The 13,757-nt window shown below is 42.9% G+C and carries 11 protein-coding genes and 1 pseudogene; 4 read left to right on the top strand and 8 right to left on the bottom strand.

Annotation, left to right across the window (positions count from 1 at the left end):
- Positions 1-281 (top strand): annotated as a pseudogene (locus DWV53_RS12220) (IS1380-like element IS942 family transposase); the annotation flags it as partial.
- 109 nt (positions 282-390) lie between these two features.
- On the opposite strand, the gene DWV53_RS12215 reads toward DWV53_RS12220, so the two are convergent.
- Positions 391-1,185: a 4Fe-4S binding protein gene (locus DWV53_RS12215; RefSeq protein WP_118154304.1), complete on the bottom strand. Its 795-nt coding sequence runs from the start codon at positions 1,183-1,185 to the stop codon at positions 391-393.
- A gap of 216 nt (positions 1,186-1,401) precedes the next feature.
- Between DWV53_RS12215 and DWV53_RS12210 the strand changes: the two genes are divergently transcribed.
- Together DWV53_RS12210 and DWV53_RS12205 are read left to right on the top strand one after the other, a co-directional pair.
- On the top strand, positions 1,402-2,295 hold the full coding sequence (locus DWV53_RS12210; protein WP_118154301.1) for a LysR family transcriptional regulator: 894 nt from the start codon (positions 1,402-1,404) through the stop codon (positions 2,293-2,295).
- 85 nt (positions 2,296-2,380) lie between these two features.
- Positions 2,381-3,427, top strand: coding sequence for a YeiH family protein (locus tag DWV53_RS12205; protein WP_118154298.1), 1,047 nt, complete (start codon positions 2,381-2,383; stop codon positions 3,425-3,427).
- Positions 3,428-3,514: 87 nt separating this feature from the next.
- Here the strand turns inward: DWV53_RS12205 and DWV53_RS12200 are convergent, their stop codons facing one another.
- From DWV53_RS12200 to DWV53_RS12165, 7 genes are all read right to left on the bottom strand, one after another.
- Positions 3,515-4,018 carry a hypothetical protein gene (locus DWV53_RS12200; RefSeq protein ID WP_118154295.1) on the bottom strand — a complete coding sequence of 168 codons (504 nt, stop codon included), beginning with the start codon at positions 4,016-4,018 and terminating at the stop codon, positions 3,515-3,517.
- Positions 4,018-4,344 (bottom strand): AAA family ATPase, encoded by a 327-nt coding sequence (locus DWV53_RS12195; RefSeq protein ID WP_259318987.1) that lies wholly within the window; start codon positions 4,342-4,344, stop codon positions 4,018-4,020. Before DWV53_RS12195 ends, DWV53_RS12200 begins: the two co-directional genes overlap by 1 nt.
- A gap of 579 nt (positions 4,345-4,923) precedes the next feature.
- Positions 4,924-7,020 (bottom strand): calcineurin-like phosphoesterase C-terminal domain-containing protein, encoded by a 2,097-nt coding sequence (locus DWV53_RS12185; RefSeq protein ID WP_118154307.1) that lies wholly within the window; start codon positions 7,018-7,020, stop codon positions 4,924-4,926.
- Between the two features lie 71 nt (positions 7,021-7,091).
- Complete coding sequence (locus DWV53_RS12180) at positions 7,092-7,571, bottom strand: hypothetical protein (protein ID WP_147337135.1); 480 nt, start codon at positions 7,569-7,571, stop codon at positions 7,092-7,094.
- Positions 7,572-7,603: 32 nt separating this feature from the next.
- A complete protein-coding gene (locus DWV53_RS12175) occupies positions 7,604-9,088 on the bottom strand; it encodes a SusD/RagB family nutrient-binding outer membrane lipoprotein (protein WP_118154286.1) in 1,485 nt (494 codons plus the stop codon).
- 39 nt (positions 9,089-9,127) lie between these two features.
- Positions 9,128-12,256, bottom strand: a complete 3,129-nt coding sequence (locus DWV53_RS12170; RefSeq protein WP_118154283.1) for a SusC/RagA family TonB-linked outer membrane protein — start codon at positions 12,254-12,256, stop codon at positions 9,128-9,130.
- A 233-nt stretch (positions 12,257-12,489) separates the two neighbouring features.
- Positions 12,490-13,011, bottom strand: coding sequence for a hypothetical protein (locus DWV53_RS12165; protein ID WP_147468789.1), 522 nt, complete (start codon positions 13,009-13,011; stop codon positions 12,490-12,492).
- Between the two features lie 208 nt (positions 13,012-13,219).
- Between DWV53_RS12165 and DWV53_RS16200 the strand changes: the two genes are divergently transcribed.
- A complete protein-coding gene (locus DWV53_RS16200) occupies positions 13,220-13,540 on the top strand; it encodes a DEAD/DEAH box helicase family protein (RefSeq protein ID WP_437181749.1) in 321 nt (106 codons plus the stop codon).
- The last annotated feature ends 217 nt before the right edge of the window (positions 13,541-13,757 follow it).

The raw sequence follows: 13,757 nt of genomic DNA, 5'->3' as shown, positions 1-13,757 counted from the left end.
GTGGCAAGGAACGCATCTTCGATGACATGAACAATGGCTTTGGCTGGAACCGATTGCCAAAATCGTTCATGGCACAGAATACTGTATTCCTGCTTATGACAGCTCTCATCAGAAACTTCTACAAAGCTATTATGCAGAGATTGAAAACCCATGAATTTGGATTGCGTGCCACCAGCAGAATCAAGACCTTTGTTTTCAAGTTCATCTCTGTTCCTGCGAAATGGATTAAGACATCACGTAGGCATGTATTGAACATTTACTCAGACAACAATGCTTATGCCTTATTCCCATTGAAAAGAGTGGTATACAGGTTCATGCGCATCCAGTTCACCAATACACTTCCTACATCGAAGACGATATTCGTGTATCTACTCATTGCTATCTGATTCTTTAAACATTCACATAGAAAAATTCAGGCTGCTTAGGTTCCGAATACGCTTTCTCGAATTTCCAGCTGACAGCCTTATACAGCAGGCCACCGAAAAGTCGGGCATGCTCAGGACAGACCACGACACAGCGTCCGCAAGAGATGCATTTCTTTTCGTTGGTCTTGTAGGGTTCCCCCATAGTGATGGCTCCGACAGGGCACATTTTCACACAGGCATGGCAGGATGTACATTTTCCCCTACTCCCTTCTGGATGCAGAGGAATAGGCTTGGTATCACGATAAGGGCGATTTCCCTTTACTATCAGTCGGCTGACTGCTGACATCTTTGGTATCTGGAGTAGAAGTTCCCTACTCTTTGAAGCAAAATCATGGAGTTTCTCCATATCATCCGCATTAGGTCTTCCTTCTGCTATCTTGGGAAATATGGAATGCTGGGCTATGACGGCAGCCGCAGAAAGTAACTTGAAGCCATGGGATTCCACCAGGTCCTTCAGCTCTATGAGCGTATCATCGTAGGCTCTGTTACCATAGACTGATACGATGATGGCTGGGGTATTGTTTCCAAGAAAACGTCTCAATGAACGAACTGCCATTTCCGGGACTCTACCAGCATAGGAAGGTACGCCCACTATCAGCAGATCGCCATCACTTCCCAGCGAGACATCATCCTTCAGCACGTCTGAGGTAATGTCATACTCAATGACAGGCTTCTGAAACTGGGATGCTATCTCACGAACGATACGTTTGGTGGAGAAAGTGGCACTAAAATAGGCCAAATGGATATTCTTAATGTTCATAATGTCTTTGGTTTCTTTTTGTTGGATGCAAAGTTACTATTTTTAGGCGAAACCAGCGAGTGATTTCTAGAATTTTGTTATCTTTGCAGAAGATTTGCTGCACTCGGCAATTTGAAAACAAGTTTTCATTGCGCTCATTTGCATTATCTTTGCAGAAGATTTGCTGCACTCGGCATCATATTGACGAGGATTTTTGAAATAACAAAGGAACATAAAATGATAGATACAAGACTGAAAGTTTTCAGAAGTGTGGCTACACTCCTGAGTTTCACTAAGGCTGCCAACGAACTGTTCATCAGTCAGCCTGCCATCAGCAAGCACATACAAGAGCTTGAAAAGGAATATGGGGTGCAACTGTTCGACAGAATCGGCAATCGCATCCAGCTCACCCGTGCCGGACAACTTATGCTTGACCATGCCTGCAAGATTATCGATGCCTATCAGAATCTCGATTTCGACATGAAGAAGCTCACAGAGAAATCAGGTGGCGAACTGCGCATCGGAGCCAGTACCACCATCTCACAATATGTTCTCCCCGAACTAATTGCTGAATTCAGGAAACTATACCCCGACATTCGTATTACCCTGCTCAGCGGAAATTCTCATGAGATAGAGGATGCGCTTGCTGCAGGAAGGATAGATCTGGGTATGGTGGAAGGCATCAAGCGGCAGCCCACCTTTAAATACACTCCTTTCATGAAAGATGAGCTGGTGGCGTTCGTACATTGTTCCAATCCCCTAGCCCAGCAAGATGAGATTTCTTTGAATCTTCTCAGGCAGACACCGATTGTACTGCGTGAATTAGGTTCCGGAACCTTGGATGTCATCCAAAAAGCCCTGCAGGAAAACGGCATTGCTCTTTCTGATCTGAACATTGAGATGAATCTGGGAACCACAGAGGGCATCAAGCATTTCGTGGAACATTCCTTAAGCATGGGTATCATCAGCATAAGAGCCATCTACAGGAGTATCTATGAACAAGTATTCAAGGTTCTGGAAATTGAGAATCTGAAGATGGAACGAGAATTTCTATTTGTTGAGAAGAGGGGCGAGGCCGCTAAACTCCAGCAGACATTCAAGAGATTTATAACTAAAGATTATAACGTATAGTTATTATGTATATACAACATCTCATGATTTTTCGTACCTTTGCACCCGCTTTTCAAAAGCGAATAACCGACAAAAAAAGAAAAATATGAGATTATCAGAACAAAGGAGCAGTATGCTGCATGGCGTATTGCTCATCGCGCTCTTCGCATGCGCTGCTTTCTACATCGGTGGCATGGACTGTGTGAAAGCTCTTTCGTTTAGCCCCATGGTGGTGGGCATCATCATTGGTATGCTCTATGCCAATAGTTTACGTAACAACCTGCCTGACACCTGGGTACCGGGCATCAAGTTTTGCAGCAAGCGAATCCTCCGCACAGGCATCATCCTTTATGGTTTCAAGCTCACCTTCCAGGATGTGATGGCTGTGGGCTTCTCTGCCATCGTAATGGATGCCATCATCGTATGCGGCACCATCGGTTTGGGAATCCTGGTGGGAAGACTCCTGAAAATTGACCGCAGCATCGCACTGCTCACCGCTTGCGGAAGTGCCATCTGTGGAGCTGCTGCAGTATTGGGTATAGATGGGGCCATTCGTCCGAAGCCTTACAAGACGGCAGTAGCCGTAGCCACCGTAGTCATCTTTGGAACATTATCCATGTTCCTCTACCCTATTCTCTACAGGGCTGGCATCTTTGACCTATCACCAGATATGATGGGACTCTTTACGGGTTCCACCGTTCATGAAGTAGCCCATGTGGTAGGTGCAGCCAATGCCATGGGAGCCGAGGTGAGCAACAATGCCATCATTGTGAAGATGATAAGGGTGATGATGCTGGTACCGGTATTACTGGTGATTGCATGGACCGTTGCAAGGGATGTTGCCAAAAGAGATAATCTGGAAAATGCTGATACCAACAAGCCTAAAATCAGCATTCCATGGTTTGCCATTCTCTTCCTGGTAGTGATCGGATTCAATTCTCTTGATTTGCTTCCGGAAAGCATAGTGGATTGGATTAACCAACTGGACACCTTCCTCCTGACCATGTCCATGGCAGCATTGGGAGCCGAAACAAGCTTTGACAAATTCAAGAAAGCTGGCATTAAGCCTTTCCTCTTGGCTGCCATTCTTTATTGCTGGCTCATTGGAGGTGGATATTGTCTGGTGAAGTTTGCCATTCCTTACTTGCAATAATAGTATCACATATATGATACTGTCAAAACTGAATATCCATGTGAAATATTGAACGATTCACATGGATATTTTTATTCGTTAACGTCTTTACTTTCTTCTTCTCCAAGGAATTTCAACCGTAGGCTCGTAAGCTTTCAAGCCTTCATCACCTGTAAAGCTTTCAACTTCATATCCTAAATCTGTATAATATTTTACCACCTCAACAATAGAAGCATCGCCTAAAGCTTGCCCTCCTATAACAGTGATCTTCCACTTCTCTGCCAACTTTTTTAAGTTTTCAGGATTCCACAAACTGCTTTGTTCAGTAAATGCAGCCCATGGTGATTTCTCATCAGCCGAATCGATCATGATTTGAGCAAATTCCTCACCTAATGACATTCTGTCTCCTGAAGAATGAGCTATATGATTTTCTGTCTCAATGATCGTTGCCAGTGGCAGGATAAAGGTTGTTCCTTTCTTCTTTTCTTCCTCTATTTTCTCAGAGACCTTCTCGTATGTAACCAAGGCATTGCTTGGACCACAAGTTTCCTTTCCTGATACTTTGAGCCAAACGTAAAGTACACTCGTATCAATCACCAATACCTTTCTCATTATATTTTATCGTTAACCATCATTCTACCAATTGTTCCTGAAGCCATCAATTTGGTTAGATTCTCTTTTTCTTCCAAGAGATTGACATGACTATCACCATTCTCATCACGGGTAACATAGCTGACAAACGGAATCATCTTGTTGCCTAACTCATCTAACAAAACTGGATTATGCGTCGTACAGAGCACATCAACCTGGCGCTGTCGTGACAAGTCCTTCAACATATCAACCAACTCCTTAGCACGAGAAGGATGCAAGCCATTATCCACCTCTTCGATAAGCAATAAACTATGAGGTGCAACCGCCAAAAAGCTACGACAATGCACATAAAACGCCAGCTACATTACTACCATCGGACTTCAACTCTTTTGAAATCTTGCAGTAATCACGCATCTTAGCAGGAACAGGATCAAAAATGATGATGCTACAATATTTGCCCAAATTGCGGTGAGTTAATAGACCGTGACCTGAATGTAGCAAAAAATATACTTGATGAAGGTTTAAGAAATATATCGGCAGGAACTGTCGATTACACCGATGGAAAGGGCGTAAGACTTGCTTGCAAGCATTCCTTGATGAAGTCGGAATCCTACAAGTCTTTAGCTTGTGGGTAGTTCAATTAATGTTAGCGGATAATAGTATCCGTTTTCAGCCTGTAAAAGTACAAAAATAAGATACTACGTCACAAATTACTCAATAATTTGCCACAAAAGTACAAATTCTCAGTGCATCCTATCTGCACAGTACTAAAAAAGCCACCAGTTTTACTGATGGCTCACCGATTTAAGAAACAAACTAATCAATTTACTATCCGTTGTATTCCAAACATTATGATTGTTCTAAATACTACAACTCCATCCTGTACCATATAAATGCCTGTTATGAACCAGGTACTGATGAAGCTATCAGAACTTCCTTGCCAGTTTCTCTGCCTCTACCGGCTTATTGGTAGTAATGAAATCAACATTCATTTCAATGAGCTTCTTGATGATAACATCATCATCAGAAGTCCATCCATTTACCTTCAATCCCAATTCATGAGCTTCTTTAATCCACTCAGGATGCTTGAAAAGTATCTTATAACTATAATCAATACCTTGATAACCAAGTTTCTTCACTTCAGCTGGTGTATAATTGCCATTAACATAATAAATAACAGCATTAGAATCCAACTGACGAACCAATGCACAAGCTGCAGAACTGAAAGAGATATACTCCACCTGTTTGGTCAAGCCCATACGATTCACCATCTCCACCGTTTTGCGAGTAAGACGATCTTCGTCGCACTGTAAAGGTTGTCTTTTGATTTCAAGAATCAGTTTTATTGCAGGATGATTCTTCAACTCATTTAAATATTGCTCTAAGGTTGATACTTCTTCTCCATTTTTTAGAAGTTGTATTTTCAAATCAGCATACTTTGAATCAGCAATGATCAAATCATTGATTTTCGGGTCATGGTTGACAATGATAACACTGTCAGCAGTGATATGCACATCACATTCAGAACCGTAAACCTTGGCATCTGCAGCCTTACGCAAAGAAGCTATCGAGTTTTGGGCCGAACCTTTCGTATCCCAATACCCACGATGTGCTATTATCTGAGTCTTAACTTTTGGATTTGAAATCAGAACAGTTTGCTCATATTTCTCTCCAAAACGATTGGTGAATACCACCGTAATACTCTTGGCATCAGAAGAAGGCAAGGCTCTAAACAGATGCCCGGTAGCAGTAAGACCTTCCTTATGTCCTTTGCTCGCAGCATAGGCTTCATCTACATCAACAAACTTCTCCATCTCACCCATGGCTTGTCCGTCCTGCAGCCATTCAACCTTGCAGCTTGGATCCCAATCCCAAACATTTACCACTACATATTGAGGCTGACTCAACATATTACCTTTACCATAAACACGCATCTGATAATCAATGTTATGACCTGTGGATTTATAATGCCATTTCAGCTGATTCCCATCCACATCCATCACCAGATAACCATTAGGCGCTCCACAGCGATTAACCTGACTCTTCCACCAGGCACCACAGGCGGCACCAATATTGTGTTCCAAAAGTTGAGCATCCATGACATTGTTCTGGAAATAATGAGTATGACCAGTCAAGACATGTACCTGATAATCCTTTAGGGCATCGGCCAACTCCTCTGCATTGCGAACATTGCCCTCACCCTCTGTGCTATTCCAAACAGCCGCATGCATATTGAGGAAGACCAAAGAGCCCTTCGGTACAAAACTCAAATCATGCTTCAGCCAGTCTAAATCAGCATCCGTAATAGCCTCTATATACTTCTTGTGACCCACGTAATTTATATTCTTCAACGTAACTACGTGTACTTTACCTATGTTGTAGGAATAATTGACAGGTCCGAAAAAACGGTGATAATATTGCTCTCCATATACAGGTGTACCAAGTGTCATATTATGCAAATCCTGATAACGCTTGTCGAAATCATGATTGCCTATACATTGGAAGGTGGTCATTTTGATGCCATCAAATGAGGCGGCATATTCACTATACAGGTTCATACTGTCAAATACTAAATCTCCCAAGGTATTGGCCACTACCTCTCTCTCTCGGCTCAGGGTATCCACATAGCCCTTCAAATCGCGGATAGATTCCTGCTTCCAACGCTTCATGTCATGCTCATTCTTTACCTGAGGATCAGAGATGGCAATATAATAAAACTTATCAGATAACTTTTTCCTCTTCTCCAAAATGAAATCATGTCGGCTGTGATCTTTTACAAGTTCATCCACGCGAACGTAAAAGCCTTTAGCAAGGCTCTTCTGGCAGGGAAGCACATAGGATGAAGGAGTGGATATACTGACGAACTTGCAGACATTGGTATCAGTAGGCAATGTCCATTCTCCAAGAGAATTGGTTTGCACAAAACTTCGGCCATTGTTTACAACCACCCCGGCAATCCCCTTACCCTTGATGTCTTTTACCTTACCGGAAAAAACAAAAGAAGAAGCTTGTTGGGCAGCCATACCCAATGGCATGGCCCCAATAGACGCTAACAACAGAATTTTACTCAGATTTTTATTCATCACGCTAAAAACTAAACATTTATCAATTTAATATGGTCAAAGAAAGCCAAAGCCTCTTCTGCAGTATTGGCATCACCGGCAGCCTCCTCCAAGGCTGCAGTATCACTCTCCAGGCAGATGATGTTGGCACAATCCAGTACATGACTCATGATTCGAATTGCCTCCTCTTTGGTCATATGCTGCGACTTATAGCTCTTCTTTACATATTTGTTCACACGCTCCACGGCCTTGAAGACAGCCGGCTTTCTAAATTCTGTTCCTGAAGAACTCAACCCCACCTCTACCTCATAGGTGTGGGTATAGTTACAGAGGAAAGTATTCCATTTCTTGGTAATCTCACCACCTAAGAAATGCTCTTCATCAAAAGCTGGCTTGACATTGGGAATCTCCCCACCATATACTTCGAGCGTAAACTCTTTCTTGTCCTGTGCAGCCATGTGGGCAACAGTACCCATCAGAAGCGCTGCAATCAAAAATAGTCTTACTTTCATTTTTTCAATCCTTTCATTAAACATCTAATCAATTATAATTCTGGTCTCTTCTGCCAGATCAGTCGGGTATTGAAATCATCACCACCCATCGATTTCACTGCCTCCAAATAATGTTCACGATTCATACGTTGCAAGATAGCTGGGTATTTGAAACGATATGGCATATGCAATGAAGCATCTACACCTGGACCTTTCGGTACATCAGGATAACCGGTACGATTATACTCAAACCATTGCTGGAAATCAATAAAGAAGAGTGCATAGAACTTCTGTTCCATGATGCGGCGAAGCGTTCCATCATACGCTGCCTTCCCGTTATCAAAATACCCGTCAGGAACCTCAACTCCCCATTGCGTAATAGCTGCAGCAACAGCTTTTTCATAGAGCAGCCTGGCATCATCAGAGATAAGACCGCGTTGTGCCAACTCTGCCTTGATGAAGAGTACCTCTGCATAGGTGAGACACTGTATATCCTGTGGCGCTGTGGCCAGATTTGCCGCATTTGGAGAAGAAGCAGTAAATGTAGGCTCCACATCATAACCACTAGGCAAACCGATAAAGGAAGTAACCTCTTGGCCGGTTTGAGGATCCTTATTGGTAGCCTGAGTTGCAAACACTTCCAGACGAGGATCCTTCCAATCCTGAAGACGATCGATGAAAAATGCAGAAAGTGACTTGTAGGCAGAAAGGTCTGATGGACGTGTCATTGGAGCTTCATCAGGAGCAATTCCTGAGATATGTACCTTAGCATTGTCATCATTCGATTCAAAAACCGGATAAGTAATAGGATCTGCCAACATCTTCTTCAACTCTGCCTTGGCCAAATCACCCAATTCCTTGGAATCTATGACACGCAGCAAAGCGCGCAAACGCAAGGAGTTGGTAAACTTCTTCCATTTCAGGATGCCCTGCAAGTCAGAACCGCTGCTGCAATACATCTTGTCACCATTGGTATTGAACTGCAAACCTTTTTTGAGATTATATATGCTGTTCGCCACATCCAAGCTGTCGATGATAAACCTGTAGACATCAGTCTGAAACTCAAACTTTGGATAGTAGAGCTGTTCCTCACCACGGCATGATTCCTGTACAGGAATATCACCGAAGGCATCTGTCGTGTTCTCAAATATCCAGCATCTGAGGGTCAATGCAATTGCCTGATAGTTCGGATCTCCCACTTTCACGGCTTCGTCATAGATGGCCTTGGCATTGGTATTCCATTTGTAATAATTGGTCCAGACGCCATCACCTGCCGTATCACTGATGTTGAACCAGCCCACACCGCTGGTGGAGTTTGTTGTTACAAGGCACTGCATCAACTGGAAGGTCCAGCTATTGTATCGGGTCCAGGTGTAAGTGCCCATACCATAAATGAGAGGATCCAAAAAACTTCCAGCATTAGCAGTATTCATTCGGGTTGGATCCACATTGGTATCGTCCATTGATTCGCATGCCGAGGTCATCAGCATGAAAGGAACGGTCATCAGCGTCATTATATTTCTAAAAATCTTTTTCATCGATTCTTTCTTTTTTTGTTCATTACATCTTATTCTTAACTAGAAATCAACTTTGAGATTAACACCCCAGGAACGACTGGTAGGAAGAGTACCCACCTCTACACCTGGTACAAATGTATTGCCATCAAGTGAGGTTGTCTCCGGGTCATACATTGGATAACTGGTAATGCAAAGCAGATTGCGCCCATATATACCCACTGAAGCATTGTTGATGAAAGTATTCTTCAACCAAGATTTTGGCAACTGATAATCCAGACGAACCTCGCGAAGCTTGAGATAAGTGGTACTGAAAGTATTGGTTTCCACATTACCAATGCGGTAATACTCCTTATAATATGACTCCAGGGTGACAAGTTTCTGATTCGGACTATAAGTACCATCTCCGTTATCAACCACACCCGGTGCTATGCAATACACACCAGCTACAGGAGTAATCTTCTGCTTTTCAAAGAGCTTCAGAACATCAGGGTCCGCAATATCCAGGTAGAGACTGGTTCCAGGTTTTCTACCATTCAAGGTCTCAGCCAGGTGACCCTGTTCGCACATCTTGTGATGTGACTGAGAATAGGTCTTACCTCCAACCTTTCCATCCCATTGCATGGAGAATGACCAGTTCTTGAAGCGCAAAGAGGTATTGAACGCACCCTCCCAGTCTGGTAAGGCACATGCCACATATTCAATCTCAGAAGGACGAGCAGGCAAACCGGCAGAAGTGATAATCACCTCACCCTTAGCATTACGCTTGAGCTTGTAGCCCCAGATATCTCCCGTGGTTCCACCTTTGGTACCGATGATACTTACATTGCCACTCACATAAGAACCGAGAATCTGACGCTCATCAGCAAATTCAGAAAGTGATTCTATCTTGTTCTTATTGGTTGACCAGGTAGCGGTCATATCCCACTGCCAATCTCTATTCCTGATAGGAGTACCACGGAGTACGATCTCCACACCTCTGTTGCTGACACATCCCGAATTGATGGTACCCTTGGTGTATCCAGTAGTAGGATCAAAGGGAGCATTGAGAATCTGATTCTTGGTGCGATTATAATAATAGGTCACATCCAATCCCAAACGGCTGCCAAATGCTTTGAAATCTAATCCTCCTTCCCAGTTGGTAGACATCTCGGGCTTGAAGTCGGCATTATAAAGTGTACCTGGCTTAACCAAAGAACCCGAGAAATCACTAGTTGTATAGTAAGGTGATGTCTTGTAAGGCTGAGTATCATTACCCACCTGTGCCCAAGAAGCGCGCACTTTCAGCAGATTCACCCACTTTGGCATTTTCATCATGCTATTCAACACACCACTCAGACTCACAGAAGGATAGAAGAAAGAACGATTCTTGCGCGGCAAGGTAGATGACCAGTCATTGCGCCCTGTTATATCCAGGAACAACATCTCCTGATAAGCCAGATTAGCCATGAAATAAAGCGAGTTCACACGCTTCTTGCGAATAGTGGTACCAACCAATGGATTTGAAACTCCATTGGCCAAACTATATACACCAGGCGTATTCAACCCGGTAACAGAAGCTGACAACAAATCATAATACGACTGCATCATGTTACCACCCGCTGAAGCATTCACGTTGAGTCCATTCTCGAAACTGTTATGGTAAGATAAAAGTACATCAGAGTTAACCTCATAGTCAAAGATGTTCTGCTTCTTGAAGAAACCGGTAGGGAAAGCCTTGTCATCCCATGGTCTGTGCTGCTCCTGCTGCTGAGCCGTAGCCTGTAAACCAGAACGCAACTGCAAATCAAGGAAACGATTGATGGTAAAATTGGCAGAAATATTACCATTGAAACTATGCTTCTTTGCAGGGTTGGTTGCCTCGTAAAGCAAAACATACGGATTAGGCAGATAACTGGAGAATGGACGTATCTGCTTGATATTCTCCTTACCCTTGTACCACATTGGCTTAAACCAATCGAGGTTGAAGTTAGGATTCATGAATATCAGGAAATAGCTTAAGGAGTTAGAGTTATAGGTAAGCTGAGGAGTATTCTCCACATCTCTGTAAGTATAACTCATACGTGCATTGATCTTCACACGCTTGGAAATCTGTTGTGATCCGGCGAAAGCTGCAGTCAAGCGCTGATAGCCAGAGTTAGGCAAAATCCATTCACTCTTACTATGAGTCAAAGAGATACGCATATTGCCTGTACCGTTATTACCAGTCAAGGCCAGGGAGTTGGTCATCGTATGCCCCGTTTGGAACAATCCGGAGTGATTGTCTTTATAGGCTCTCCAAGGAGTGGCCACATCAGCACGACCTTCTTTCTCCGGGTCATATTGATAGAACATCTGTCCATCAAACTTCGCACCAAAAGCTGAGCTTGTACCACTGGTGCTAGCCAAACCATCATCACCTGCACCATAGGAGTAATAAGGTTGTCCAGCCCACTCTGTCCCCTTAGAACCGATGTTCTTGGCTACACCCTGTCCGAATTCATACTGATAATCAGGAAAGTGAGCAGCCTGTTCCCAGGAATTATTGAAATTATAACTGATACCTAATCCCTTCTTGGCTTTCTTACCAGACTTGGTGGTAACCATAATGACACCATTAGCAGCTCTTGAACCATAGAGAGCAGAGGCAGAAGCTCCCTTCAATACCTGAATGCTCTCAATGTCATCCGGATTTAAATCAGAGAATCCATTACCAAAGTCAATCGAACCTTCGGAGTTGCCACCGGCACCATAAGAGCCACCAGGATTATTCATAGGGCTGGAAAGTGGCACACCATCCACAACGATAAGTGCGCCATTTCCGTCCATATTCATGGAAACGTTGCCACGAAGATTAATCTGGGTTGATGACAGGGGACCACCGGCTGAAATGACATTCAAACCTGCCACCTGTCCCTGCAAAGCTTGAGACCAGTTGGCAGGCATCGTTGCCGTAATTTCAGAACCAGATACGGTTTGGGTAGCATATCCGAGACTTTTTTCCTCACGCTTGATACCCAAAGCGGTAACCACTACATTATTCAGTTCTATAGGATCGTCGCTGAACTTCGACTTCTGTATTTTTTTACCATTTACAGAACTTTTCTTTTCAATAGTCTTGCTGCTATCCTGTGCAACTTGACCATACATGCTTCCTGCAGTACAGCATAATGTGAGCGCGAAGAAACAATGCTTCATACGTTGCTTTTTCATTTACTACCTTTTTATAGAGAATTCATAACTAACAATTTCTGGTGCAAAGGTAGGACTATGATATTACGTATTGAGGTCAATGAGGATACATTCTATTTACTTTCTTGTTATCAAAGAATTACAAACAAAGCTAACTTCCACATATACAACTGATTGCAAAAATTTGGAGCAAACTAAAAACAACAGTTTGCAAAACTCAGCCAAAGGAAGAATGCTTTGATGCCTTTACTCCATTACCTGTTGCTGTCTTCCTCTAACCTGTGATCCCGTTCATATACATCAAGAGCATACTCCTGCCTGAGCAGTTCACCCCGATGAAGCCCTTCAACCACCTCTGCCGTAAGTCCACAATCACTGAAATCAACAAGATAAGTACAAAGCAACTTGTTGATGATAGGAATGAGATCCTTTGCTCCTAAGCTGCAAGCTAAATCAATGGCCGCAGCCACCACGTAACCATCACAACAGTCAGCGGTTTCCAATCTGTCATCATAGAAGACGAGCATGTCCTTCACCCATGCTGTCGCCTGTTCCTTCAAGGCAGGATTCTTTTCAACATAAAACCCCACATATTCATAAACGTTCATGCGGCAGTAATGGTCAAGCTTTGGCGTTTTCAGGAATTTCGTGAATTCAGAGAAAGGATCCGGATTCAACTTGTAGAGGGTTGGGGCAAAGAGATAATTGGTCGCCAGCCAGCTCAACTGATCTAAGAAATAGGGTGTCCAGTTCTGTGTTCCAGTTTTTAGTATCAAAAACAATGTAATAACCATCTAAATCATTGATAATCATTCGCTAAATAAACTATAATCTTGTGCGAATCTACATCAGACTTTTTGACAGTTAAATTTGTCTTATATTTTGTGCTTAATTTACAGATTTACAGTGTGCTAAGTTGCTAAAACATAATCAAAAACGAGAACATGGAACTGGACACCCTAGTTATTTGATTACCAAGAGGATATGAAGGAACGGATTGAGAAGGCGATGCGCCTTCATCGGTCCGTGATGGCACAAATGCCAACGGGTACGGGAAAAACGGTTCTACTCGCTTCGGTCGTAGAATCGTTTTGGAGGGAACATTCCAATTGCAATGTTTGGATTGTTGTCCATAGAAGGAAGTTGGTGTCGCAGATAAAAGACACTTTGAATAAGTTCCTTTTGAATTTCAGTTTTTCGAATCACCCCGTGAGGGTGTGTCATAAGTCTATGGCGCACCCTTTTTTCTTATCATCTGACAGGAATCCCTGTCTTGTTACACACATATCAATGCGAGAAAAATGATATATATAAATTATTGCCACAAAAACAACATATCCGATAGCAAAATGTCATTTTTAAGGCTAAAAACAAGTGGTTGACCCATATCAAGAAAAACATATTGCAATGATATTTCTCGGCAAAAGATGCCGTTATTCGATAAAAAAGTGTTAACTTTGCACTCGCATTTAAGGAATAACAAATAATAAATTTTAAAAAGGTTAATAATTATGATGACTAT

This window comes from Segatella copri, from assembly GCF_003465495.1.
Lineage (GTDB): Bacteria > Bacteroidota > Bacteroidia > Bacteroidales > Bacteroidaceae > Prevotella > Prevotella copri_G.
The sequence above is the reverse complement of the archived record's forward strand: the minus strand, read 5'-3'. Positions and strand labels throughout refer to the sequence as shown.

Bases quoted from the DNA above. Each gene is read 5' to 3' on its own strand.
- DWV53_RS12215 (WP_118154304.1), bottom strand. From the start codon at position 1,185: ATGAACATTAAGAATATCCATTTGGCCTATTTTAGTGCCACTTTCTCC.
- DWV53_RS12210 (WP_118154301.1), top strand. From the start codon at position 1,402: ATGATAGATACAAGACTGAAAGTTTTCAGAAGTGTGGCTACACTCCTG.
- DWV53_RS12205 (WP_118154298.1), top strand. From the start codon at position 2,381: ATGAGATTATCAGAACAAAGGAGCAGTATGCTGCATGGCGTATTGCTC.
- DWV53_RS12200 (WP_118154295.1), bottom strand. From the start codon at position 4,018: ATGAGAAAGGTATTGGTGATTGATACGAGTGTACTTTACGTTTGGCTC.
- DWV53_RS12185 (WP_118154307.1), bottom strand. From the start codon at position 7,020: ATGGCTGCCCAACAAGCTTCTTCTTTTGTTTTTTCCGGTAAGGTAAAA.
- DWV53_RS12180 (WP_147337135.1), bottom strand. From the start codon at position 7,571: ATGAAAGTAAGACTATTTTTGATTGCAGCGCTTCTGATGGGTACTGTT.
- DWV53_RS12175 (WP_118154286.1), bottom strand. From the start codon at position 9,088: ATGAAAAAGATTTTTAGAAATATAATGACGCTGATGACCGTTCCTTTC.
- DWV53_RS12170 (WP_118154283.1), bottom strand. From the start codon at position 12,256: ATGAAAAAGCAACGTATGAAGCATTGTTTCTTCGCGCTCACATTATGC.
- DWV53_RS16200 (WP_437181749.1), top strand. From the start codon at position 13,220: ATGAAGGAACGGATTGAGAAGGCGATGCGCCTTCATCGGTCCGTGATG.